Genomic DNA, 23,155 nt, shown 5'->3' with positions numbered 1-23,155 from the left:
AATTATTTGAAGTTTACTATAGATACATAAGATAAATAACCTGAAATCTGCTGATAATGCACCGATTATTCTTAAAACAGGAGCCACCGCAAATGACACAAAACACCACTCAATACCCGCAGGACACTGTTGTATCTCCTGTTTCTGCCGCTGATGCACTGCCGGACAGCGCCGTGGCACTGACCATCAGCCCGCGCCATACCGTAACCGGCCATGATGTGAACCATGTGCCTGACGGCTTTGATACCGCGTATTTCGCCATGGGTTGCTTCTGGGGCGTGGAGCGTCTGTTCTGGCAGCAGCCGGGCGTATACAGTACCACCGCCGGTTATACAGGCGGTACGACAAAGAACCCGGCCTATGAAGGCGTCTGCACCGGCAACACAGGTCATGCTGAAGCCGTCCGTGTGGTCTATGACCCGTCGGTCATCAGTTATGCCGATCTGCTGCGTCTGTTCTGGGAAAACCATGATCCGGCACAGGGCATGAAACAGGGCGGTGATATCGGCTCGCAGTACCGTTCGGCAATTTACACTCAGTCTGACAGTCAGCGCGTGCAGGCACTTGCTTCCCGTGAGCAGTATCAGCAGGCGATGAATGACAATAACGACAGCCGCAGTATCACCACGGCCATCCGCCCGCTCGGCCCGTTTTATGTGGCGGAGGATTACCACCAGCAATATCTGGATAAGAACCCGGAAGGCTACTGCGGACTCGGCGGGATCGGTGTTTGTCTGCCACCCTCGCTGAGAAACTAGCCGCTTTTCCCGTTCCGGTGCTATACTGCACATCCGCGCACAGACAAATTGGATGCTCTGTGCGCCTTTCTTTTTTAATATCCGATACTTATGCTCTATATATCTAAAATAACCGGTCGCCACGCATAATCAACAACAGCGCGCCCAGAGGCAATCGTGCCGGCCATTCGGAACTTATATGTTAAATAGTTTATTAATCGTCCTGTTACTCTGCGCGATCAGCGCATTCTTTTCGTTATCTGAAATATCACTGGCCGCCTCGCGGCGTATCAAACTCAAAGTCATGATTGACGAAGGCAATACCAATGCCGCCCATGTGCTCCGTTTGCAGGAAGCACCGGGGATGTTCTTCACCGTAGTGCAAATCGGCCTGAATGCCGTGGCGATCCTCGCCGGTATTGTCGGTGAATCGGCCTTTTCACCGGCGCTGCGTACCCTGTTCGGCAATTTTATGGCCGATGCCGCCGCACAGCAGCTCGGCTCCGTATTGTCATTTATTATCGTGACCTCCATGTTTATCCTGCTGGCGGATCTGACCCCGAAACGTCTCGGCATGATCAAACCGGAAGCGGTCGCCATCCGGATTGTCCAGCCGATGCGTTTTTGCCTGACAGTACTGCGCCCGCTGGCCTGGCTGTTTAACGGGTTATCCAACCTGTTCTTTAAATTATTCAAAATTCCGCTGGCGCGAAATGAAGATATCACCTCAGATGATATTTACGCGGTGGTGGAAGCAGGCGCGGTCGCCGGTGTGCTGCGCAAGCAGGAACACGAACTTATTGAAAACGTGTTTGAGCTGGAATCCCGTACCGTCCCGTCTGCCATGACCTCCCGTGAGAGCGTGGTCTATTTCGACAAGCAGGAAAACGAAGAGAGTATCAAAGAGAAGATCTCCACGCAGCCGCACTCGAAATTCCTGGTGTGCGACGGCGGGCTGGATCATGTGCTCGGTTATGTCGATTCCAAAGACTTGCTGAACCGTGTGCTGAACGGCCAGAGCCTGAATCTGCATGAAGGTGTGCAAATCCGCCCGGCACTGATGATCCCGGACACTCTGAGCCTGTCAGACACCCTGGAGAGCTTTAAAAACGCCGGGGAAGACTTCGCTATCATTCTGAATGAATACGCCATGGTGATGGGTGTTATCACTATCAATGACGTGATGATTACTCTGATGGGGGATCTGGTCGGTCAGGGACAGGAAGAACAGATTGTCGCCCGTGATGAAAATTCCTGGCTGATTGAAGGCGGTACACCGATTGAGGATGTGCAGCGGGTGCTGGATATTGACGAGTTCCCGGATGACAGCAATTACGAAACCATCGCCGGGTTCCTGATGTATAAGCTGCGCCGTATCCCGAAACGGACCGATTCCGTGAAATTCTCAGGCTTTAAGTTTGAAGTGGTGGATATCGACAACTACAAGATTGACCAGCTGCTGGTTACACGGATCCCGGATGTACCGGTTATTCCGCGTCCGTCAGCGGCGGAAAGCGGCAAAGAGGGTCAGTCTGACGTGGCACACAACGAACAGCACCAGAAACCGTAAAACTAACCCTTCTTCATCAGACAGGTATTGTGGTTACGCCAGCTGCGCCTGCAGCAACGATACCTGCTGATTAATTTCACTCATTGCACTCAGGTGGCGTTTGTCTCTGATTTTCGGCGGTAAAATCTTACCGTAGTCAAATTCAAACGCACCCATCCCCTGTATATACAGGCGGCCACGGAATAAGGTTTTCACGTAGCGGGCGATCTGAGCCGGGTTGTAACGGGCGAAAATTTTCATCGTACTTATGTCCTCCCCTTTACCTTTTCTTTCATGCCTAAGGTATGACTCAATTCTACCACCCGGGTTCATTAATCAAATGATTTAATCACTATTTTTACATAAAATGACACTTCACTACGATTTACTTCACAAATCAGAGTGAAAATCGATCACCGTCACACTATAACTTCGGAATAATAACCTCATAATTACTATAAGTTTTATAAATAATGTGAGGCTGAAATACCGGGATTAGTGTCAGCAGATGCGGAATTTAACAGACGGGGAAAAATCAGTGTAATTTGCATAATCATGCAAATTACACTGTTATTCAGGAATAAAATGGCAGTCAGAAACTGCTGACGCGGAACCCCGGGTTTATCAGCGATTCACGCGGTGTATAGTCGAGCGTTTTTCCGCTCCAGTCCGTGATATGCGCTCCGGCTGCGAGTGCAACGGCGTGTCCGGCTGCCGTATCCCAGATGTGGGTCGGGTTGAAACGGGGATAGAGCTGCGCCTTACCTTCCGCCACCAGGCAGAATTTGAGGGATGAGCCGATAGCACGGGTTTCATGCGGTCCCAGCTGCTCCAGATAATCAGCCAGTTCCGCATCCTGATGTGAACGGCTGATCACCACCATCGGCAGATCCGTGTTCACCACTTTGATCGCCATCCGCTGCCCGCCCCGTTCACGCCAGGCATGTTTGCCTTCTGCCAGGTAGAGCACGTCCGGTACCGGGGCATACACCACACCCATTACCGGTATGCCGTCAGAAATCAGGGCAATATTGACCGTAAATTCACCGTTGCGGCTGATAAATTCTTTGGTGCCGTCGAGCGGATCCACCAGCCAGTATTGTGTCCAGTGCTGCCGCTCAGACCACGGCTGCGGATCTTCCTCTGACAGCACCGGGATGTCCGGTGTCAGGGCTTTCAGTTCCTGCACGATGATGTGATGCGCGGCTAAATCCGCAGCGGTTAAGGGGGAGTTATCCGCTTTGGCGGAGATGGTCAGTGTGTCGGGATGATGGTAGATATCCATGATTGCATCGCCCGCCCGCCGGGCCAGCAGACAAATTTGATTGAGCATCCTTCACCTCTTTCACAGAACGGTTAGTGAGTCGCGTAATCCTGTTCACGTCTCCGGAGACCTGAGTATAGAAATAAAAATGGCCGGTGAAAACCGGCCATTTCGCATATTCTGTTATTGCTGACAAAGAGAGATTACAGGATCTCCAGCAGCTCCACTTCGAATACCAGTGTACTGTACGGCGGGATTGCCGCACCGGCACCACGCTCACCGTACGCCAGGTTGCTCGGGATATACAGTTCCCACTTGGAGCCGACCGGCATCAGAGTCAGTGCTTCAATCCAGCCAGCGATCACGCCGTTTACCGGGAATTCTGCCGGCTGGCCGCGCTGTACAGAGCTGTCAAACACGGTACCGTCGATCAGACGGCCGGTGTAGTGAACACGGACACGGTCAGTGCGGGCCGGGATAGCGCCGTCACCCTGATTAATGACGGAGAACTGCAGGCCGCTTTCAGTGGTGGAAACGCCGTCTTTCTTCGCGTTTTCTTCCAGGAAGCGCATGCCGTCTTTGACCAGCTCAGCCTGTTTTTCATTGCGGACAGCATCAGCACGCTCATGCATTTCACGCAGGGCACGATGCAGAACATCCACCGCCACAGCCGGCTGGTTATTTTCCAGTGCGTCGGTGATACCGGCCAGGATGGCTTCCGGTACTAATCCGCTCAGTCCGGATTCCTGTAATTGCTGGCCGATTTGTAAGCCGATTCCGTAGCTTGCCTGTGCTTCCATCGTGTCAAAAGTCGGTTGTGTCATGAGAGATACCTGATCAATAAGTAAGACGGACAAGCATAACAGCAGGATGTACCCCGGTAAACCCGATAATCAGTGAAAGCTGATGCAACACGGTGATTCCCGGAAAACAGCACAATCAATTTATAAAACAGGACTAATTCCGAATAATTTCAGTAAGTCTGCTGCTACACTGGAATAATACCGGATGATAATTATTCATGCTAAACAGCGGGAGATTCTGATGAGACTACTGCCAAAGCGCCATCTTTACGCCATCACCGCCATTGCGCTGATTGTCATGCTTGTCCTGATATTCTGGCCTGCCGCACAGAAGCCCCCGGTGATCGTACCTTCGCAGAATATCACGCTGACGCCACCGGCTGATCCGCTCGGTGACCTGATAGCAGAGCAGACCGGTACACCACCGGATACTGCAGCTGATACTCCGGATTTACCGTTGCCGGATAACCTCCCGCCGGGCGCACTGAATAACGAACCGGCACCGCAACCGGCGACCACTCCACCGCCGGTTACCGCAGAGCCCACCCCTGCTGCGGTGCCGGTACAGGCAGATACACTGCGTTTCACCCTCAAAAAGGGCCAGACCATCGCTCAGGTCTTTCGCAGCAACGGGTTACCGGTGGATGATTTATTCCGCATGACAGCCATTGAGGGACCGCAGAAGCCGCTGAATCAGGTGGAGGCAGGGGATAAAATCAGTGTGACCAAAGGAAAGGGGAATACTGTCTCTGTGCTGAGGATTGATAAGGCTAACGGGCAGTCCGTCACCTTTAAACGGCAGAAAGACGGCAGTTACCGCCGTTCTTAACATCTGTTTTTACTGCAAAAAAAAACGCTGGCCTGAGCCAGCGTCTTTCAAAGATGTTTACCGCGTAATCAGAGATTACTCAGCAACAATCTTCACATTCAGTTCTGCAAACACGTCGCTGTGAACCTGGAAGTGAACTTCGTGATCACCCAGAGTACGCAGAACGCCGTTTGGCAGACGAACTTCGCTTTTCGCCACTTCAACGCCTGCTGCAGTTACAGCATCAGCGATGTCACGGGTACCGACAGAACCGAACAGTTTACCTTCGTCACCCGCTTTAGAAGACAGAGTCACAACGCCCAGGGCATTGATTTTTTCTGCACGAGCGTGTGCTGCTGCCAGAACGTCAGCTAATTTAGCTTCCAGTTCTGCGCGGCGCGCTTCGAAGAATTCGATGTTTTTCTTGGTTGCAGGAACTGCTTTACCTTGCGGTACTAAGTAGTTACGTGCATAACCAGATTTAACATTTACCTGGTCGCCCAGGCTGCCCAGGTTTGCTACTTTATCAAGCAGAATAACTTGCATTACCTTATCCTCTTAAAGTCATTAATGGACTGTGCCGATTACTGATGACGATCAGTGTAAGGCAGTAAAGACAGGTAGCGTGCACGCTTGATAGCACGAGCGAGCTGACGCTGATATTTCGCACTGGTACCGGTGATACGGCTTGGTACGATTTTACCACTTTCAGTGATGTAGTTTTTCAGCGTAGCGATGTCTTTATAATCAATCTCTTGAACGCCTTCTGCGGTGAAACGGCAGAATTTACGACGACGGAAATAACGTGCCATATGGCTAGTCTCCAGAATCTATCAATTCAATATGTTCGGCATGAAGAACCAGTTTTGATAATCCATTTCGCCCCTGATGGGTGCTGATGAATCCCTGAACGGTTATCTGACTGCCGACCGTTATACTGCGAGTAATGGTTTGGATCGTCTGTCCGCTGGCAACCACGGGCATTCTGCACCATGCCTGCCGGGTGAGTCCGGCTTCCTGCTGTTGTGAGCGGTGCTCAAGCACAAACTGACAATGCGGAATTCCGGCCGGGCTGACTTTCCGGATGGGTTCCCTGCACACTGTGCCGGATAACACCAGACGGTTAGCGGACACCGTTATTACTCTTCAGTTTCCTCAGCTTCATCATTTTCTTCAATGTCGTCAGACATGTCGCGCGGGCGACGTTCGTCTTTCGCTTTAACCATTGGAGAAGGTTCAGTCACCGCGTGCTTAACGCGCATAACCATGCTGCGGATAACGGCATCATTGAAGCGGAAAATAGTTTCCAGCTCGTCAATCACTTCCTGCGGAGCTTCAACGTTCAGCAGAACGTAGTGTGCTTTGTGCAGTTTGTTGATTGGGTAAGCCAGTTGGCGACGACCCCAGTCTTCGAGACGGTGGATCTGACCTTCTGCGTTAGTAATAGCAGTTTTATAACGCTCGATCATTGCCGGTACTTGTTCGCTCTGGTCCGGATGAACCATGAAGACGATTTCGTAATGACGCATTAGTAGTGCTCCTTACGGATTATTAGCCTCCTGTCCGGGCAACCGCAACCCTGAGAGGCAAGGAACTTGTTTAAGTGCGGCTGAAAAATTTGACGCATAACTATACTCATACCCGCCCCAAAAGACAAGGTAATAAGTGTGTGATGCGGGATTATTTTGCGCGCTGACGCACGGCCTCAAACAGGCAGACACCCGTTGCCACCGAGACGTTCAGGGAAGAGACTGACCCCGCCATCGGGATGCTGATCAGTTCGTCGCACAGGTCACGGGTCAGACGGCGCATGCCTTCCCCTTCCGCACCCATCACCAGCGCCACCGGGCCGGTCATTTTGCTCTGATACAGATCATGGGTGGCTTCGCCGGCGGTGCCGACAACCCAGATATTTTCATCCTTAAGCTGACGCAGTGTGCGGGCCAGGTTAGTGACACGGATAAGCGGCACGCTTTCCGCCGCACCACACGCGACTTTTTTCGCCGTGGCATTCAGTTGCGCGGAACGGTCTTTCGGGATGATCACCGCATGTACACCGGCAGCATCTGCGGTACGCAGACAGGCCCCCAGGTTGTGCGGGTCAGTCACGCCGTCGAGCACCAGCAGGAACGGTGTTTCATGCTCTGCCAGCAGATCAGGCAGATCCTGCTCCTGATACTGACGGCCGCCTTTGACTTTGGCGATAATACCCTGATGAACGGCACCTTCGGTCTGGCTGTCCATCCACTGACGGCTGGCCATCTGCACGCGGACACCTGCCGCTTCCAGAGCATGCACAACCGGGGTCAGGCGGCGGTCTTCACGCCCTTTTAAGATAAAGACTTCAAGAAAACGGCTGGGATCACGCGCCAGCAGAGCATCCACGGCGTGGATACCATAAATAATTTCACTCATAACGTTCCGTTTGTTGCGGGACAATAAAACACAATGAGGCGCAATGCCTCATTGTGGGAAAATTCAAATCAAAGGCGGTTACTTTTCGGCTTTTTTCTTCGCGCGTTTCGCCTTTATATTTGCCTCGATTTTTTTGGTCCGGGCTGATTTCTTGCTTTTCGGGGCTTTCGGGCCGTCTTCTTTTTTCTTCTTGCGGAACGCACTGTCCGGCTCGAAGTTTTTGTCACGGCGGGGATCCCCTTTCTTACCGTCCCGGCGTTTATCCCCTTTATCCCCGGCTTTCGCCCGGGTTCTTGCGGTTTTGCCTTCATTACGGGCACGGCGGGTGGTGGAAATCAGCGCGAAATCAATGGTGCGCTCATCCATGTGCACGGCTTCCACCCGGATTTCAACTTCATCACCCAGGCGGTATACATTAGAGGACGATTCACCAATCAGACGCTGGCCGACATTATCGTAGCGGTAGTAATCGTTATCAAGTGTTGATACGTGTACCAGACCATCGATAAACAGGTCGTTCAGACGGACAAAGAAACCGAAGCCGGTCACGCTGGTGATAAGCCCGGTAAAGACATTCCCCACCTGATCCTGCATAAAGTCGCACTTCAGCCAGTCTGCCACGTCACGGGTGGCTTCATCGGCACGGCGCTCCGTCATGGAGGTATGTTCACCGAGCTGGAGCATACTCTGCATATCGTAATGCCACGCGCCGGTCTGCGATTTCCCTTCGCCGCGTTCTTTTGCCAGCAGGTACTTAATCGCACGGTGCAGGCTCAGATCCGGATAACGGCGGATTGGTGAGGTAAAGTGGGCATACGCCGGTAATGCCAGGCCAAAGTGACCCCGGTTGTCAGGATCATAAATTGCCTGTTTCATCGAGCGCAGCAGCATGGTCTGTAACAGCTCGTGGTCAGGACGCTCCGCCACTTCCAGCATGACACGGGCGTAATCTTTCGGCTCCGGTGTCAGACCGCCCGGCAGGGTCAGCCCCAGCTCATTAAAGACGGTGCGCAGATTGGTAACGCTGTCTTCTTTCGGACGATCATGCACACGGTACAGTGCCGGTTCGTTGTTTTTCTCAACAAAGCGGGCTGCGGCAACGTTCGCCATGATCATGCACTCTTCGATCAGTTTGTGTGCATCGTTGCGCAGTACCGGTTCGATACGCTCAATGCGTTTTTCCGCATTGAAAATAAATTTCGCTTCTTCGGATTCAAAAGCAATCGCGCCGCGCTCATCACGGGCTTCCGCCAGTGCTTTATAGAGTTTGTGCAGTTCTTCCAGGTGTTTGACCAGCGGCGCATAGTGTTCGCGCAGCTCTTCATCCCCTTCGAGGATTTTCCACACTTTGGTATAGGTCAGACGGGCGTGAGAACTCATCACCGCTTCATAGAAACGGTAACCTGAAAGTTTGCCTTTCGCCGAAATGGTCATTTCACACACCATACACAGGCGATCCACCTGCGGGTTCAGTGAACAGACCCCGTTAGACAGCACTTCCGGCAGCATCGGCACAACCTGTGACGGGAAGTAAACCGAGGTTCCCCGGCTGCGGGCTTCGTCATCCAGCGCCGTCTGCGGACGCACATAATAGCTGACGTCCGCAATCGCCACCCACAGACGCCAGCCGCCGCCGCGTTTGGCTTCACAGTGGACGGCGTCATCAAAGTCACGGGCATCTTCGCCGTCGATAGTCACCAGCGGCAGGTCGCGTAAATCAACACGGCCTTTTTTGGCGGATTCCGGCACATCTTCGCGGATATCCGCGACCTGGCGTTCCACCTGCTCAGGCCAGGTGAACGGAATTTCATGTTTGCGCAGAGCAATATCCACGGCAATGCTGGTGCCCATTTTCTCACCCAGCACTTCGGTGATAACACCGAGCGCCTGCACCCGTTTGCCCGGACGGCGGGTCAGCTCCGCCACCACGATATTCCCCATCCGAGCGCCGTTAATCGACTCTTTCGGGATCAGGATATCGAAGCACAGACGGCTGTCATCCGGCACGACAAATCCCATGCCTTCTTCGGTAAAGTAACGGCCGACAATCTGACCGGTTTTCGGCTCGACGACACGCACAACGCGCGCTTCGCGGCGGCCTTTGCGGTCCGCACCCATCACCTGAACCAGGATCACATCACCGTGGATGCATAATTTCATCTGATCCTGCGGGATGTAGAGGTCGTCTTTTTGTCCTTCCACACGCAGGAACCCGAAGCCGTCACGATGGCCGATCACGGTTCCTTTAATTAAATCAAGACGTTCCGGTAGTGCGTAGCACTGACGACGGGTAAAGACCAGCTGCCCGTCGCGCTCCATCGCGCGCAGGCGACGGCGCAGGGCTTCCTGAGCCTCTTCACCGCTGATCCCCAGTTCCTGTGCGATATCTTCGCGGCTCACCGGTTTGGTGTGGCGGCGGACAGTTTCAAGAATAAATTCACGGCTCGCGATCGGCGATTCGTATTTTTCCGCTTCGCGCTCACGGTAAGGGTCGTTTGATTGTTTTTCCACTGACATTGTATCCTCCGTGGTTTCTGAACGGCGTTATTCGTCCGTCAGTAACAATTTATAAAGATGCTGATTGTCCTGCACCATATCAGCGAGCGTGTGTTTATCCAGTTCCTGTAAGAACTCCCGGATGGCTTTATTCAGTACCGATTTCAGCCTGCATGCCGGAGTAATGTGACAGAATTCACCGCTGCAGTTCACCAGTGTTAACGGCTCGAGCGCGCGGACAACCTCACCGATACCTATAGTATTAGCAGGTTTTCCCAGGCGGATCCCGCCATTTTTGCCGCGAATCGCCTCGACATAACCCAAATGGCTCAATTGGTTAATTATCTTGACCATATGGTTACGGGATACGCCGTAAACGTTCGTCACTTCCGTAATACTGGTCATTTTACCATCAGGAAGTGACGCCATATAAATCAGCGCCCGCAAGCCATAATCTGTAAAACTGGTTAACTGCACATTTTACCCCGGGAATTCTGTCATCCCGCGCGGGGGATCACATGATAAGTAATGGATAATCATTATGTGTGTCTTTTGCTTATTAAGCAAAATTTGTCGTTAAAAACGCCGGATTTCCTGTCATCACACAGTCAGAAATCCCGGCGTCAGAAAACAAAAGGCCGGACAAACATGCCCGGCCCTGACTGGTATCACCTGAACGATCTTATGCGTCGAACGGGTCGCGCAGGATCATCGTTTCAGAACGATCCGGACCGGTTGAAATAATATCAACAGGAACGCCTGTCAGTTCTTCAATGCGGCGGATATAATCCAGTGCTGCCTGAGGCAGTGCTTCGCGGGTCTTCGCCCCGAACGTGGTTTCAGTCCAGCCCGGCATGACTTCATAGATAGGCTCGATGCCTTCCCAGTTATCCGCAGCCAGTGGTGTGGTTTCGATGATTTCACCATTCGGTAAACGGTAACCGACGCACACTTTCACTTCTTTCAGACCATCCAGCACATCCAGCTTGGTCATGCAGAACCCTGACAGGGAGTTGATCTGCACAGCGCGGCGGATAGCAATGATGTCCAGCCAGCCGCAACGGCGGCTGCGTCCGGTGGTCGCACCGAACTCCTGGCCTTTGGTACGCAGGTATTCACCGGTTTCATCAAACAGTTCGGTCGGGAACGGACCCGCACCCACGCGGGTGGAGTAAGCTTTGATGATACCCAGGACATAATCCACATAACGCGGACCTAAACCGGAACCGGTGGCAACACCGCCGGCAGTGGTGTTTGAGGAGGTCACATACGGATAGGTACCGTGGTCGATATCCAGCAGTGTACCCTGAGCGCCTTCAAACATCACCAGCTCACCGTTAACGGTGGCTTTGTACAGCAGATCAGACACATCCACAACCATACCGGTCAGGATATCCGCAACTGCCATGATTTCGTCCAGGGTTTTCTGATAGTCAACCGCAGGCTCTTTGTAGTAGTTCACTAACTGGAAGTTGTGATACTCAAGGATTTCTTTCAGTTTCTGAGCGAAGGTCTCTTTATCGAAGAGATCACCCACGCGCAGACCGCGACGGGCAACTTTATCTTCATATGCAGGCCCGATACCGCGCCCTGTTGTGCCGATAGCTTTCGCGCCGCGTGCTTTCTCACGGGCATTATCCAGCGCAACATGATAAGGGAGGATCAGCGGACATGCTTCAGAAATCAGCAGACGTTCGCGCACCGGAACACCACGCTCTTCCAGTGCAGTCATTTCTTTCAGCAGTGCATCGGGTGCGAGTACAACACCGTTAGCAATGATGCTGACGACGTTTTCGCGGAGAATACCTGACGGAATTAAATGCAGGACGGTTTTCTCACCGTTGATAACCAGAGTGTGACCCGCGTTGTGGCCACCTTGATAACGAACAACATACTTAGCCCGTTCAGTCAGCAAGTCGACGATTTTGCCCTTGCCCTCGTCACCCCATTGGGTGCCCAATACGACAACGTTCTTACCCATTTCGTTTTTACCTGGTTGCTTAAAAAAGGATTCTAGCATCTCATGACCGCCCTTTCAGCACTTTTTATCCACTTTATGAAAGTCACCTGATCAATGTCCATAATAAAGCCCGCCTAAGCGGGCTTTCTTCATCAGAGTGCGACCATCAGCATGCTGACGATTTTTCAGTACCGGTTATGCGGTTACCGGACTTACTGGCCTGAAGCCGGACGCAATGATGTCGGTGCCTTCATGTAACGGAAGAAATCCGTATCCGGGCTTAACACCATAATGTCGTTGCCATCGGGTTTGAAGCTTTGCTCATAAGCACGCAGGCTTCGGATAAACGCATAGAAATCCGGATCCTGACTGAATGCATCCGCAAACAGTTTAGCGGCTTCCGCATCACCCGCACCACGCAGGGAGAGTGACTGGCGCTCCGCTTCGGCCAGGATTTCAGTACGGGTTTTATCTGCCACCGCACGAATCTTCATGGCTTCTTCCAGACCCTGTGAGCGGTGACGACGTGCCACAGCTTCACGTTCTGCACGCATACGCTGGAAGATAGCTTCGGAGACTTCCGCAGGCAGGTTGATCTGCTTGATACGGACGTCCACCACTTCGATACCTAACGCCGCCATACTGTTCGGATTCACCTGCGGCTGTGCGCCTTTGGTTTCTTCCTGAACACGCGCTGCCGCATCGGCAATAGCGTTATCAGCATCGGTTGCCTGCGGATCGTTACCGGAGCTTCCTTCGTTCAGTGCATTTTTGACTTCCGTCGTTAATGTACCGCGGGAATCCGTCACAATCTCTTTCACGCTCAGACGACCGAACTCAGAACGCAGACGGTCACTGAATTTACGCTTCAGCAGGTTTTCAGCCTGATTAATATTACCGCTGTTTGTTGCGAGATAATACAGGCTGAAATCACTAATCCGCCATTTCAGGTAAGAATCGACGATCAGGTCTTTATTTTCGTTTGTCAGGAAACGGTCAGCCTGGATATCCAGTGTCTGGATACGGGCAGGCAGCATTTTCACTGTTTCAATAAACGGCACTTTCAGATGCAGACCCGGCTCATACACAATCGGTTTGTTATCCGCATCACGCAGAACTTTGCCAAAGCGCAGCACAATACCGCGCTCGGTCTGCTGAACGGTAAAGACAGACGCATACAGAACGCCTAAAACCAGAATAACAATAACGGCTAAATACTTACGCATGATTATTGTCTCCCTGTGCGTTCAGTGTTGCCACGGATACCCGAACTGCTGAGATCATACGTGTTGTTGTATTCAGCGGGTACATTCGGATTCTGGCTGCTGTTTTGTGCCTGACGGCCTGCCGGTGCCTGTGTTGCCGGGGCGGATGATGGTGTGGCAGCAGCTTTCGCCGGTGCAGTCTGAGAGGCGGCTCTCTGCTCACGCATAATCTGATCCAGCGGCAGCACCATCATGCTGTTGCTTTTATCATTGGCAATCACTTTACGGGTATTGCTCAGCACACGTTCCATTGTCTCAATGTACAGACGTTCACGGGTGATATCCGGTGCCGCACGGTATTCCGGCAGCATTTTCGAGAAGCTGGCCACTTCACCGCGCGCTTTCAGCACGATACTGGCTTTATACGCCTGTGCGCTTTCGATCATACTTTGCGCATTACCTTTTGCCAGCGGCAGAACTTCGTTCGAATAAGCTTCCGCTTCACGGATGGACTGCTGTTCGTTTTCACGCGCGGCAATCACGTCATCGAATGAAGCCTGAACTTCAGCCGGCGGACGCGCTTCCTGGAAGTTTACGTCGACAATCGCTATCCCCATTTTATAAGGTCTGATTGTCTCTTCGAGGACTTTCTGGGTTTCGTTACGGACCACGGTACGGTTCGCCGTCAGAATTTTCTCCATGGTGAACTTACCGATAACCCCGCGTACCGCACTGTCCATCGCCTGACGCAGACTGTTGTTCGGGTTGGTGACGCTGAAGAGGTAATCTTCCGGGTTCACTACCTGGAACTGCACGTTCATGTTAACGCGGACCACGTTCTCGTCAGCGGTCAGCATCATGCCGTTGGTGGCCAGATCCTGGACGGTCGCCACATCGACCGCAGTAACGCGATCAATAAAGGTCGGTCTCCAGTTCAGACCCGGCTGAACCACATGACTGAATTTACCGAAACGCGTAACCACGCCGCGCTCCGTTTCTTTAATCGTATAGAAGCCGGTTGCGGCCCAGACAACAACAACGGCGGCAATAGCGAGACTGATAATACGTCCGCCCGCGAACTGTACCGGAGGACGATTGTTCCCGCCGGACTGCCCGTTATTGTTTCCGCCTTTACCGCCACCCAGACCACCGAGTTTTCTGCTCATTTTCCGGAACAGATCGTCGAGATCAGATGCCCCACGGTTCCGGCCGCCTTTGTTACCGTCGGAGTTGCCGCCTTTATTGCTGCTCCCCCACGGGTCGCGGTCCTGTCCGTTATTACCGGGCTGATTCCACGCCATGCCTTCGCTCCACTCTTTTATGATCGGTTTTTCAGGGCTAAGAGCACAAAAACGCGCTCTCAATTAATATATTACGCCGCTGATAATCAGATAACGTAATCGGCTAACTGTTGTTCCTGCTTGCAGAGGCGGCGCCAGTCAACAATGGGCAGCCTGATTTCAAGGCAAATCCGGCCATCATCATCAAGCCATTCACGTTCAATCGCCTGAAGCTGATAAAAACGGCTGCGCAGACGACCCTCCGACGGAGGCAGACACAATTCCAGGTGTGCGATCTCACCGGAAAGGCGTTCCGTCAGCGCCCGGAACAACAACGGGATCCCTGCTCCGGTCTGTGCTGAAAGCCAGACCCTGACCGGCAGGTTATCCTCATTTCTGTCGATACGCGGTTCGAAATCGTCCAGCATATCGATTTTATTCATCACTATCAGAACCGGAATTTCATGTGCATCAATCTCTTCCAGAACTGCATTAACCGCATGAATATTTTCATCCACCCGGTTATCCGCCGCATCGACCACATGAAGCAGCAGTGTCGCTTCGCGGGTTTCCTGCAGCGTGGCTTTAAATGCCGCCACCAGGTCATGCGGCAGATGGCGGATAAACCCGACCGTATCCGCCAGCACCACTGTGCCGACATCATCGACATCAATCCGCCGCAGGGTCGGATCGAGTGTCGCAAATAACTGATCCGCAGCATAGACTTTCGCATCAGTTATGTGATTAAACAGACTGGATTTCCCGGCGTTGGTGTAACCGACCAGAGACACCGTCGGAATATCCGCTTTACTGCGCGCCTGACGGCCTTGTCCGCGCTGGCGTTCCACTTTTTCGAGACGCCCTGAAATCTGTTTGATTTTATCCCGCAGCATCCGGCGGTCGGACTCAAGCTGAGTCTCACCCGGCCCCCGCAGACCAATCCCGCCTTTCTGGCGTTCAAGGTGCGTCCAGCCGCGGACCAGACGCGTGGAAAGATGGCGTAACTGCGCCAGTTCCACCTGTAATTTACCTTCATGTGTCCGTGCCCGCTGGGCGAAGATATCGAGGATAACCCCGGTTCTGTCAACCACCCTGCACTGGCACAAACGCTCGAGGTTGCGTTCCTGCGCCGGACTTAAAGCATGGTTAAAGAGCACCACATCGGCTTCACTTTCTGTGACAGCATCGGCAATCTCTTCCGCTTTACCTTCACCCGCAAAATATTTCGGGTGCGGGGCACTGCGGCTGCCGGTGACTATCTGAACAGGTGTCACACCCGCGGATGTCACAAGGGATTCAAATTCACTGAGATCATCAGTGTTCTTATCCTGTGAGAAAAATATATGGACCAGTACGGCCCGTTCACCGCCTTCATACCTGTCAAACAACGGCAGAACCTCTCAGGCTGAGTGAAAAACACGCAGGAAAAAACACAGGTAAAGTCTCCCTACCTATGTTTTTCCGCGATTGATAACTGCACACTGACTTATTCAGCGCCATCAGTATCCTGTTGCACACCACCGTTACCGGCTGACTGGTGGTAATTGCTGCCGCCGGTCCCCGGGTTTGCGCCACCGCTGTGGTGAGAAACCGGACGGGAAGGTACGACGGTAGAGATCGCGTGTTTGTAAACCATTTGGCTGACCGTGTTTTTCAGCAGAATAACAAACTGGTCGAATGATTCGATCTGACCCTGTAATTTAATACCGTTGACCAGATAAATAGAAACCGGAACCCTTTCGCGACGTAATGCGTTCAGGAACGGATCTTGCAAAGATTGCCCCTTAGCCATTCTGTATTTTCCTTATTTTGTTGTTTTTTAAATGAAACCCAAGCTGGGTTCGAAAAATAACTACTCAAAAACTTTCGTAACCCGTTAATTGTACACAATCAACGGCGCTATGCACGAAGAACATGCATAACGGCTTTAAGAGATTGTTCAGGCTGTTCACTGTCGAGCCACTGAACACCTTCCCAACCCCGCAACCACGTCATCTGCCGCTTGGCAAGCTGACGGGTGGCGCAAATGCCCCGATACACCATGTCATCATAACTGATTTCTCCGGCCAGATATGACCACATCTGGCGGTAGCCGACACAACGGATCGACGGCAAATCCGGATGAAGATCCCCGCGCTGATACAGCGCACGGACTTCGTCCTCAAAACCGGCTTTCAGCATCATCTGAAAACGCATTTCAATGCGCTGATGCAATATTTTACGATCTGCCGGTGCAATGGCAAACTGATAAGCATTAAAGGGCAAATTCTCCCCTGCGGTTTCCGTCAGTTCTGTCATCGTTTTCCCGGAGATATAGTATACCTCCAGTGCCCGGCTGAGCCGCTGCGGATCATTCGGATGGATCCGCGCCCCGGCGACCGGGTCAACCCGGCTCAGTTCATCATGGAGAACCTGCCAGCCTTCCTGTGCCGCCCGTGCCTCAATCTGCGCCCGGATTTCCGGATCAGCGGACGGCAGCGGCGATAATCCTTCCAGCAACGCTTTGAAATACATCATGGTTCCGCCGACCAGCAGCGGAATTTTTCCCTGAGCAGTTATCTCATGCATTGCCGCCAGCGCATCACGGCGGAAATCGGCGGCGGAATAGGCCACTGACGGATCGAGAATATCAATCAGCCGGTGCGGGGCGAGTGCCAGTTCGGCAGCATCGGGTTTTGCAGTCCCGATATCCATCCCCTTATAAATCAGTGCGGAATCCACACTGATGATTTCCACCGGCAGGTGCTGACGCAGTTCAATCGCCAGCGCGGTTTTTCCTGAAGCCGTCGGCCCCATCAGAAACAGGGCTGCGGGTTTATGATGATTCTGTTCACTCATGACGTAATGCTGAAACGACCTCAGTTAAATCAATTAATTGCAATAAATCTGCCGGCGGCCTGCGCACCAGCTGCGGGCACAGCCGTTCCACATCGGCCAGCAGCTGCACTGCCTGTGCTTTGCTCTGAACTGCCGGTTCACTGACCAGCATCTCTGCCAGCCGCGATGCAACGGCGTTTTCATCCGCATCCGGATGAGCAGCCAGAAAACTCAGTAATTCAGGGATAAGATGCGGTAAATTTTGCTGACGAAGCGGTAACGATACCGTACGAATCGTCGCTTTTCCACGGGAAACTGAGCCTTCTATGCCGAAAGTACGCAATATCCCGGCAAACTGCATAAATGTCTCACACTCCTGTGCGCTTAACGCCATCTGAAGCGGGATCATCAGTGGCTGGGATTTCAGTCCCTGCTCTCCCGGGATCAGTTGCTGACAACGCAGATAATGTGATGCTTTGCTGAGGGAAAACAGCGCAATACCTGCATCTGTCTCAATTAACGCATAACACGGCGGATAAAGCGTAAGGATTTTACCAAAACTTACACGCTCACTTTTTTCCGTCACCGGCTCACTTGCGGCGCTGATCCGGTTTTCTGACAGAAAAGTGCTTTTTTCCGGGAACAGCTGCGGCCGGGTTTCTGCCGGAGTCTGCATCAGTGACTGATATATTCCGGCTTCTTTCGGGTTGTATGCGGGTTTATCCGCAGAATATGCCGGTTTTCCGCTGCTGTGACCGCTGTGAGACACGGCACCGCCTGTGGTTTCCCGGTGCGGCGGCGGTGTGAGTACTTCCTCACGCTCAAAGATATTTTTACCGGCTGCCGCACGGTTTTCCGGCACATGCTGAGTCTGCGGCGCTGACGGCTCCGGTTCAAACAAAGAGACCGGCTGCTCATGCTGTTTCAGCACACTGAGCACCGCCTGATAAATAAAGTCATGCACCAGCCGCGCCTGATGAAAACGCACTTCGTGCTTGGCCGGATGGACATTCACATCCACCTGACGCGGGTCAATGGTCAGATAAAGGACATAGGCAGGCTGCTGATCGCCGCTCAGCCGGTCTTCATAGGCCTGACGGATGGCGTGGTTGATCAGACGGTCGCGCATCATCCGTCCGTTAACATAGCAATACTGCAGATCCGCCGGGCCGTTGTAATCTGCCGGTGAGGCCACCCAGCCGCGGATCTCCAGTTCTTCGTGAGACCAGGTTACCGCCAGCGCCTGCTGCATAAACGCAGTACCGCAGATAGCCCCGAGACGGCGCTCCTGCTGATCTTCCGCTTTAACCGGACGGTACTGGCGCATCAGTTTGCCGTTGTGGGTGAGATTAATGGCCACATCAAAACGGGATAGCGCGATACGCCGCACCACTTCATCAATGTGGCCGAATTCGGTTTTTTCAGTACGCAGGAATTTGCGCCGTGCCGGCGTATTGAAAAAGAGATCCAGCACTTCCACGGTACTGCCCGCCGGATGCGCCGCCGGTTTCAGCGTCACGTCCATTTCACGCCCTTCGGCATATGCCTGCCAGGCTTCGTTCTGGTCACGGGTGCGGGAGGTAAAGGTCAGGCGTGATACGGAGCTGATACTGGCGAGCGCCTCGCCCCGGAACCCCATGCTCATGATGGCTTCGAGATCATCGAGTGTGGCGATTTTACTGGTGGCGTGACGGGCCAGCGCCAGCGCCAGCTCGTCTTTGGCAATACCGCAGCCGTTGTCACGGATGCGGATAAGCTTTTCACCGCCGCGTTCAATATCAATATCGATACGGGTGGCACCGGCATCCAGGCTGTTTTCCACCAGTTCTTTCACCACCGATGCCGGGCGTTCAACCACTTCGCCTGCGGCTATCTGGTTTGCCAGCTGCGGCGGTAAAATCCTGATCGCCATAATTGCCCCCGTTCTCCTGTTATTTGGACGGTGCTGCCTGTAACGGGTTCGCGGTAAAGTATGCGCGTAACCCGCCATGGATCGCGGCAGCGACCTGCTCCTGGTAAGTATCGGATCCTAACAGCTGTTCTTCAGTGCTGTTACTGATAAAGCCGGTTTCCACCAGAATGGACGGAATATCCGGCGAACGCAGCACACCGAGGCTCGCGTGTTCCGGCGTACCTTTGTGTACTTTACCTATCTGGCGCAGCTGACGGATCACGTCCTGAGCCACCGCATAACCGACACGCTGAGAGTTACCGAACTGTAAATCCAGCACCGCCTGGCTGAGATACGGATCTGCACCGTTTGCCAGTGCATCACCGGCACCACCGAGCAGTTCGGATTGTTTTTCGCTCTGTTCCAGCCAGTTACCTAATTCGTTGTTTGCCCGCCGGTTGGAGAGCACCCAGACTGACGAACCGGTCGCGGTGCGGTTTGGTGCGGAATCCGCATGGATGGACACCAGCATGTTGGAGCCGAATTTACGCGCCACTTCTGAGCGCCCGGCCACCGAGATAAAATAATCGCCGTCACGGGTCAGTACCGGTTTGAACATCGGGTCATCTTTCAGACGTTTTTCCAGCTTGCGGGCGATACTGATAGTGACGTTTTTCTCTTTCAGCCCGTTCTGGCCGATAGCACCCGGGTCTTTCCCGCCGTGTCCGGCATCAATCGCCACCACGATCTGACGACTGTTTTTCGGCAGTTTACCCGTCGGTACCACCGGGATTTTTGCCTGTGCAGGTGCAGCGGCCGGGGTGGTTGCTGCCGGAGCAGCACTGCCGCTGTTCATGCGCAGCGGTTTGCCGGTTGTGGTGGTGACCGGTTGTGCGGCAGCCACCGGGGCTGCGCTATAACTGTTTTTGCCGGTCAGCGTGATGGTCAGACCGCTGTTATCCGCAGAATCGCGGAAACTGTTTTTATCCGCCAGTTCCAGCACGATGCGCTGATGCTGAGCATCCGGCGCGCGGCTCTCTCTGACCACTTTAATCAGCCCGTTATTCAGATTGATCGGCAGGCCGGTAATTTTCTGCGGCTGACGGATGTCAATCACCAGACGCTCCGGGTCATGCAGCGGAAACAGTTTATATTGCGGTTTGCCATCAAAACTGAGCTGTAATGTGCCCTGAGAACCGTTGTTGTTCACATTGATGCCCGTCAGGGACGCGGCGTGCCCGGCTGCACTGAACAGCAGGCTCACGCAGAAAAACAGCGCCGTCAGCCATGAAACGGCAGCCACATCAGATTTCCGTGTCAGATATGCATTCATTATCGGTAATTCCTCACATCTCCGCTAACTTATCCAGGAGTTCTTCACCATAAGGGGAACGGGCGGCAAAACGGGCTTCCCGTCCTTCACCATCATACCGTAAGTGCAATTCCAAATCTGCATCCGGCAGGAAACCGGCTCCTTTTTGCGGCCATTCGACCAGACAAACGGTGTTTTCCCCGAAATAATCGCGGATCCCCATAAATTCCAGTTCTTCCGGATCCGCCAGGCGGTACAGGTCAAAATGATAGACCGGACGTGGTGAGAGCTCATAGGGCTCGACCAGGGTGTAAGTCGGGCTTTTCACATGGCCGGGATGCCCCAGTGCCTGAAGAAAGCCGCGGCTGAAGGTGGTTTTTCCGGCCCCCAGATCGCCGAAAAGATGCAGGACAAATCCGCGCTGACTCTGCTGTGCCAGTGCACGGCCGAGCGCGACAGTGGCAGCTTCATCTGCCAGCGTAAACAGACGTTCTTTCATTCTCGTTGTCGTCACAGGTTATTTTATTGAAATAATTGAGCGTGTAATCCGTTAAACATACCACATTCCGGTGACATACCTGCATAACGGCGTGCGAAAAAACGACAATAATGCGCAGTTTTTGTGCCGGACGGTCTGTGATAAACTCCGCACCATTCACCATCACACCTGCAATGTAAGTAAACACTCACTAATGAGCACTCACCCTGATTTACACCAGCTTGCCGCCCGGATCAAACAATGGGGACGCGAACTCGGCTTTCAGCAGGTCGGTATCTGCGATACAGATCTCAGCGCGGAAGAGCCGAAGCTGCAGGCGTGGCTGGATGCAGGCTATCAGGGAGAGATGGACTGGATGGCGCGCCACAGCATGATGCGCGCGCGCCCTCATGAACTGCTGCCGGGCACGCTGCGGGTGATCAGTGTGCGGATGAACTACCTTCCGGCCAAAGCGTCCTTTGCTGCTGTACTGCAAAACCCGGAGCAGGGTTATATCAGCCGTTATGCGCTGGGGCGTGATTATCACAAGCTTCTGCGCCAGCGCCTGAAGCAGCTGGGAGAGCGGATTCAGGCTGAGTGTGATGATCTCGCGCTGGAAAATACCCTCAGTTACCGCCCGTTTGTCGACTCGGCACCGGTACTGGAACGCCCGCTGGCAGCCAAAGCCGGCCTTGGTTGGATTGGTAAGCACTCACTTACTTTAAATCGTGAAGCCGGTTCCTGGTTTTTCCTCGGCGAACTGCTGATCAACCTGCCGCTGCCGGTTGATACGCCTGCGGAAGAACAGTGCGGCCGCTGTGTCGCCTGTATGACCACCTGTCCGACTCAGGCGATTGTCGCGCCTTATACTGTCGATGCACGCCGCTGCATCTCCTACCTCACCATTGAGCTGGAAGGCGCTATCCCCGAAGAATTCCGTCCGCTGATGGGAAACCGCATTTACGGCTGTGATGACTGCCAGCTTATCTGCCCGTGGAACCGTTTTTCACAACTGACAGACGAGGCGGATTTCTCCCCGCGCAAGCGGCTGCATACACCGGAACTGCTGGATCTATTCGCCTGGGATGAAGCCACTTTCCTGCGGGTGACAGAGGGTTCCGCTATCCGGCGCATCGGGTATCTGCGCTGGCTGAGAAATATCAGTGTCGCTCTCGGCAACGCGCCGTATGAAGATAAAATTATTATTGCACTGACAGAAAAAACCGGACTGACTGACTGGCTTGATGAGCATATCCGCTGGGCGGTTGCCCGTCAGTATGCAAAAAGAGATGAATCACGTATCGAAATACAGACTTCACAGCAAAAACGCCTGATCCGCGCCATTTCCAAAGGTTTACCGCGCGACGCCTGAACCCGCCTCATAATCCCGTTAAGTTATCCACAATGTTCAGTGTTGTGAATAATATAAAAAGACCTTGTCTATCAATGTGAAGAAAAAATACAAGAGAGCTGTCACACAATTCACATAAATTAAATTAACATATAAATATCAATATATTAAATATACATTCTTTCGGTATTTCGCGGAATTCTGTGATTCAGCCGACAAAACCGGCCTGTGGATAACTCTGTGCAGAAAAGTGTGTCAGAAACCCCGGGATGTGAATAACATGCCCCGCAGCGCTGTGGATAAAAAATGACATCCGGACAAAAAAATTGCCCCTGTTTGACTTAATCACCCTATGAAAGGTGATGAAAAGCAGAAACTGACATAAAGATAGTGCAGAAAGTGCCGGAGGTAATCTTTCACTGTCTGAATAATCACCGCTGGTGATCGTTCATCTGCCCTTCGTCAGAGAGGGCGCAAATTCTATTTCACCACGCCGGGATTAGCAAGCCTTTTCCCCGTATTTACGAAAAAAAGTCATCTAACAGATTAAATTATCAGCAAAATTTCAGTGTGACCACTTTTGTGCTGCGGATAACCGTGACTGATGATTATTTACACCACACAGCAGTTTTCCCGGCAGAACCGGTAACAGAAATCATGCAAAGGATTTTATTCAGAAAATAATGTTGGGGGGACTGAAGAGAAGAAAAAGATTGGAGCGGGAAACGAGACTCGAACTCGCGACCCCGACCTTGGCAAGGTCGTGCTCTACCAACTGAGCTATTCCCG

General features: G+C 52.9%; 23 protein-coding genes. 4 read left to right on the top strand and 19 right to left on the bottom strand.

Annotation, left to right across the window (positions count from 1 at the left end; all coding sequences use genetic code 11):
• The first annotated feature begins 92 nt into the window (after window positions 1-92).
• Together msrA and AB7038_RS15950 are read left to right on the top strand one after the other, a co-directional pair.
• Window positions 93-758: a peptide-methionine (S)-S-oxide reductase MsrA gene (gene msrA / locus AB7038_RS15955; protein WP_369453640.1), complete on the top strand. Its 666-nt coding sequence runs from the start codon at window positions 93-95 to the stop codon at window positions 756-758.
• Between the two features lie 178 nt (window positions 759-936).
• Window positions 937-2,307: a hemolysin family protein gene (locus AB7038_RS15950; RefSeq protein WP_349419081.1), complete on the top strand. Its 1,371-nt coding sequence runs from the start codon at window positions 937-939 to the stop codon at window positions 2,305-2,307.
• Between the two features lie 33 nt (window positions 2,308-2,340).
• Here the strand turns inward: AB7038_RS15950 and AB7038_RS15945 are convergent, their stop codons facing one another.
• From AB7038_RS15945 to AB7038_RS15935, 3 genes are all read right to left on the bottom strand, one after another.
• Window positions 2,341-2,547: a DUF1107 domain-containing protein gene (locus AB7038_RS15945; RefSeq protein ID WP_004234508.1), complete on the bottom strand. Its 207-nt coding sequence runs from the start codon at window positions 2,545-2,547 to the stop codon at window positions 2,341-2,343.
• Between the two features lie 331 nt (window positions 2,548-2,878).
• The gene (gene cysQ / locus AB7038_RS15940) at window positions 2,879-3,619 is read right to left on the bottom strand and encodes a 3'(2'),5'-bisphosphate nucleotidase CysQ (RefSeq protein ID WP_025154542.1); all 741 of its coding nucleotides are present in this window, start codon (window positions 3,617-3,619) and stop codon (window positions 2,879-2,881) included.
• A 134-nt stretch (window positions 3,620-3,753) separates the two neighbouring features.
• On the bottom strand, window positions 3,754-4,374 hold the full coding sequence (locus tag AB7038_RS15935) for a peptidylprolyl isomerase (RefSeq protein WP_369453639.1): 621 nt from the start codon (window positions 4,372-4,374) through the stop codon (window positions 3,754-3,756).
• A gap of 220 nt (window positions 4,375-4,594) precedes the next feature.
• Between AB7038_RS15935 and AB7038_RS15930 the strand changes: the two genes are divergently transcribed.
• On the top strand, window positions 4,595-5,182 hold the full coding sequence (locus AB7038_RS15930) for a LysM-like peptidoglycan-binding domain-containing protein (protein ID WP_369453638.1): 588 nt from the start codon (window positions 4,595-4,597) through the stop codon (window positions 5,180-5,182).
• Between the two features lie 75 nt (window positions 5,183-5,257).
• Here AB7038_RS15930 and rplI read toward each other — a convergent pair whose 3' ends face one another.
• The 16 genes from rplI to tsaE form a co-directional block, all read right to left on the bottom strand.
• On the bottom strand, window positions 5,258-5,707 hold the full coding sequence (rplI, locus tag AB7038_RS15925) for a 50S ribosomal protein L9 (protein ID WP_004234503.1): 450 nt from the start codon (window positions 5,705-5,707) through the stop codon (window positions 5,258-5,260).
• Window positions 5,708-5,745: 38 nt separating this feature from the next.
• Window positions 5,746-5,973, bottom strand: a complete 228-nt coding sequence (rpsR, locus tag AB7038_RS15920; RefSeq protein ID WP_004234502.1) for a 30S ribosomal protein S18 — start codon at window positions 5,971-5,973, stop codon at window positions 5,746-5,748.
• A gap of 4 nt (window positions 5,974-5,977) precedes the next feature.
• Complete coding sequence (gene priB, locus AB7038_RS15915; protein WP_045139169.1) at window positions 5,978-6,295, bottom strand: primosomal replication protein N; 318 nt, start codon at window positions 6,293-6,295, stop codon at window positions 5,978-5,980.
• A gap of 5 nt (window positions 6,296-6,300) precedes the next feature.
• Entirely contained in the window at window positions 6,301-6,690 is a 390-nt protein-coding gene (gene rpsF, locus AB7038_RS15910) for a 30S ribosomal protein S6 (RefSeq protein WP_004241366.1), read from the bottom strand.
• Window positions 6,691-6,841: 151 nt separating this feature from the next.
• Window positions 6,842-7,576: a 23S rRNA (guanosine(2251)-2'-O)-methyltransferase RlmB gene (rlmB, locus tag AB7038_RS15905; protein ID WP_368889643.1), complete on the bottom strand. Its 735-nt coding sequence runs from the start codon at window positions 7,574-7,576 to the stop codon at window positions 6,842-6,844.
• A 78-nt stretch (window positions 7,577-7,654) separates the two neighbouring features.
• Complete coding sequence (rnr, locus tag AB7038_RS15900; protein WP_369453637.1) at window positions 7,655-10,093, bottom strand: ribonuclease R; 2,439 nt, start codon at window positions 10,091-10,093, stop codon at window positions 7,655-7,657.
• Between the two features lie 27 nt (window positions 10,094-10,120).
• Window positions 10,121-10,549, bottom strand: coding sequence for a nitric oxide-sensing transcriptional repressor NsrR (gene nsrR, locus AB7038_RS15895; RefSeq protein ID WP_046894250.1), 429 nt, complete (start codon window positions 10,547-10,549; stop codon window positions 10,121-10,123).
• A gap of 205 nt (window positions 10,550-10,754) precedes the next feature.
• A complete protein-coding gene (locus tag AB7038_RS15890; protein ID WP_072872193.1) occupies window positions 10,755-12,053 on the bottom strand; it encodes an adenylosuccinate synthase in 1,299 nt (432 codons plus the stop codon).
• A 191-nt stretch (window positions 12,054-12,244) separates the two neighbouring features.
• Window positions 12,245-13,258: a protease modulator HflC gene (hflC, locus tag AB7038_RS15885; RefSeq protein ID WP_004234484.1), complete on the bottom strand. Its 1,014-nt coding sequence runs from the start codon at window positions 13,256-13,258 to the stop codon at window positions 12,245-12,247.
• Between the two features lie 2 nt (window positions 13,259-13,260).
• Entirely contained in the window at window positions 13,261-14,538 is a 1,278-nt protein-coding gene (gene hflK / locus AB7038_RS15880) for an FtsH protease activity modulator HflK (protein ID WP_108655943.1), read from the bottom strand.
• 86 nt (window positions 14,539-14,624) lie between these two features.
• On the bottom strand, window positions 14,625-15,905 hold the full coding sequence (gene hflX / locus AB7038_RS15875; RefSeq protein WP_004234480.1) for a ribosome rescue GTPase HflX: 1,281 nt from the start codon (window positions 15,903-15,905) through the stop codon (window positions 14,625-14,627).
• Between the two features lie 98 nt (window positions 15,906-16,003).
• Window positions 16,004-16,309: an RNA chaperone Hfq gene (hfq, locus tag AB7038_RS15870; protein ID WP_072872197.1), complete on the bottom strand. Its 306-nt coding sequence runs from the start codon at window positions 16,307-16,309 to the stop codon at window positions 16,004-16,006.
• A gap of 107 nt (window positions 16,310-16,416) precedes the next feature.
• On the bottom strand, window positions 16,417-17,355 hold the full coding sequence (gene miaA / locus AB7038_RS15865) for a tRNA (adenosine(37)-N6)-dimethylallyltransferase MiaA (protein WP_072872198.1): 939 nt from the start codon (window positions 17,353-17,355) through the stop codon (window positions 16,417-16,419).
• A complete protein-coding gene (gene mutL, locus AB7038_RS15860) occupies window positions 17,348-19,246 on the bottom strand; it encodes a DNA mismatch repair endonuclease MutL (protein WP_369453636.1) in 1,899 nt (632 codons plus the stop codon). The genes miaA and mutL overlap by 8 nt, the downstream gene beginning before the upstream one ends.
• A gap of 19 nt (window positions 19,247-19,265) precedes the next feature.
• Window positions 19,266-20,558 carry an N-acetylmuramoyl-L-alanine amidase gene (locus AB7038_RS15855; RefSeq protein ID WP_369453635.1) on the bottom strand — a complete coding sequence of 431 codons (1,293 nt, stop codon included), beginning with the start codon at window positions 20,556-20,558 and terminating at the stop codon, window positions 19,266-19,268.
• A 13-nt stretch (window positions 20,559-20,571) separates the two neighbouring features.
• Window positions 20,572-21,036, bottom strand: coding sequence for a tRNA (adenosine(37)-N6)-threonylcarbamoyltransferase complex ATPase subunit type 1 TsaE (gene tsaE, locus AB7038_RS15850; protein ID WP_024474246.1), 465 nt, complete (start codon window positions 21,034-21,036; stop codon window positions 20,572-20,574).
• 193 nt (window positions 21,037-21,229) lie between these two features.
• Here tsaE and queG point away from each other — a divergent pair, with 193 nt between their 5' ends.
• Window positions 21,230-22,387, top strand: a complete 1,158-nt coding sequence (gene queG, locus AB7038_RS15845) for a tRNA epoxyqueuosine(34) reductase QueG (protein WP_369453634.1) — start codon at window positions 21,230-21,232, stop codon at window positions 22,385-22,387.
• The last annotated feature ends 768 nt before the right edge of the window (window positions 22,388-23,155 follow it).

The organism is Morganella morganii (assembly GCF_041099235.1).
In the GTDB taxonomy this organism is placed as follows: Bacteria; Pseudomonadota; Gammaproteobacteria; order Enterobacterales; family Enterobacteriaceae; genus Morganella; species Morganella morganii_E.
Note: the sequence above shows the minus strand (reverse complement) of the source record. Positions and strands in the feature narration are given on the sequence as shown.